2 protein-coding genes are annotated in these 1,880 nt (G+C 44.8%); both read right to left on the bottom strand.

Translation table 11 applies throughout. From position 1 onward, the window contains the following. Positions 1-95 precede the first annotated feature (95 nt). Entirely contained in the window at positions 96-602 is a 507-nt protein-coding gene (locus ACFIKJ_RS08625) for a phage major tail tube protein (RefSeq protein WP_375670491.1), read from the bottom strand. After that, the gene (locus ACFIKJ_RS08620; RefSeq protein WP_375670490.1) at positions 602-1,813 is read right to left on the bottom strand and encodes a phage tail sheath subtilisin-like domain-containing protein; all 1,212 of its coding nucleotides are present in this window, start codon (positions 1,811-1,813) and stop codon (positions 602-604) included. Before ACFIKJ_RS08620 ends, ACFIKJ_RS08625 begins: the two co-directional genes overlap by 1 nt. Positions 1,814-1,880: the final 67 nt, after the last annotated feature.

The raw sequence follows: 1,880 nt of genomic DNA, 5'->3' as shown, positions 1-1,880 counted from the left end.
TTTCGGGCGCCGTAAGGTGATTTCGGTATGTTCTTTTCCTTCAAAGGTAATCGGTACAAGTAATTTATGTGTAATGCTTGTTTGTACTGTCATTTTTATAATCCTAAGTTTTCTCTATGATCTGCGAGTTGATTGACGCCATTGAATCTCCTCACCAAGTTGAGGACATCTATCTCAACGATTTCAACGTCCTTCTGGACATATTTGAAATACTGCAATGTGAAGGTAGTTGTGGATGTTGCTTTGCTGCCCGGTTGCCATTCTGCCATTTCAAAGCCTTTGCATAGTCCTCTCATGGTAATGACAACACCTTCTGCGGGTGTGCCTTGCGCTTGCATTGAACTTCGTAATGAGATATCGACATCTGTGCGCCCCAACAGTGCCATCAATTCTGGAGAGCAATCAGAAATGGTCATGCTAAGTGTGAGGGTTTCAAGACCAAGGTCAACTTCAATAGAGCTATCCATGCCTCCACCACGATAACTTTCAACAACCAAGTTCAAATTCGGTAATGTTACGCTTTCACATTTTGCTTGATAGGGAATACCGTCGACAAAAATGTTAAAATATTTCAAAACTCTTGGTAAAACGGGGATAGCCATTAAAAAATCTCCTCTAAATAATCATTCACAATGCGTGAACGGAATGTGATGTGTTCTGCTGGTGTTGTTGGTGTGAATTCGACATTGAAATAGATTCTGCCGCCTTCAATAGCGCTTGCTGTATTCAACTCTAGATCAGGCGTACAGCGCCCACCAAGAATGGCGCCTTGTGCTTTCAAATCACGCAAATAGGCATTGACGCTTTCACTGACATCATTCATGTAGGTTTTTTTGATATTGCGGTCGACAGCCCATAGATGCCCGCGCAAAATGGCGTCATTGATCATATCTGCGGTTCTCACCACCGATAAGAAAGCAAATTTTGTATCACTTGAAAGGGTGCGATTACCCCAAAGACGATAACCGTTTTCGCGGATAATTGTTGTGATGTTTTGTTCGTTAAGAAGGTTGGCGCGGCTTGATCTGTCACCAATGGAAAAATCAATGGGGCGCGCAGTTCCCACAATGCCATTGATCACTTTGTTTGAAGGAGAATGCCAAAAACCGTGTGTAAAATCAGTTTTGGCAATGACACCAGCAACCGCTGCACTTGCCGGCTGTTCTATGATCTTTCCATCACGATTTACCTTTACAAAAGGGTCAATAAGAATGACGCGCTTTGAATCAAAATCCTTTGCTGCACTAAGGGCTGCTTCATCTGTTGTGTTTGGTGCATCAAGCACCACAATAGCGCGTAGGCGTTCAGCAATGCCAATGAGTTCTGCTGCGACGGGGTTGGTAGTTGCACCAGTTCCATTCTCTTCAATATTCACACTGGAAGGGCGTTGATGTGTAAAGCCTGGAGCGATGAGAATGCGTGGTGTTTGTCCCACAATGGACCCCGCTCCAATCAAAGCATGAACACCTTCATAAGCGCCATTTGCGTTTACACCGCCAAGAACATTGGTGAGTGTTGCATTTTCATTGTCACCCTCGTTCACGCGCACGACAACGACAATGGCGCCTACTTGTTTAAAAATAAGATCAAGGGCATTGGGTAAGGTACCTTGACGCTTACCCGTTTTATCGAGTTTTGCAGCTTGTGAAAGAGAGCCCGTTACCAAAACGGGTGTGTTGAGAGGGAATGCTTGTTCATCGGCATCGGGTGCTGTGCCAACAATCCCGATAACTGCCGATTGAACCGCGCGAAGGGGGCGGGTGCCGTCGTCAACCTCGACAACTTCAACACCGTGTAGAAAACCTATTGCCATACTTTATGCTCCTTTAAATGAGGGGTGAATGAAAATGAATGGGAAAAATGAGAGGTAAAAAGCCGCT

Origin of the sequence: Bartonella sp. PS7NMGDW (genome assembly GCF_042193585.1) — a bacterium.
Taxonomy (GTDB): domain Bacteria; phylum Pseudomonadota; class Alphaproteobacteria; order Rhizobiales; family Rhizobiaceae; genus Bartonella; species Bartonella grahamii.
The sequence above is the reverse complement of the archived record's forward strand: the minus strand, read 5'-3'. Positions and strand labels throughout refer to the sequence as shown.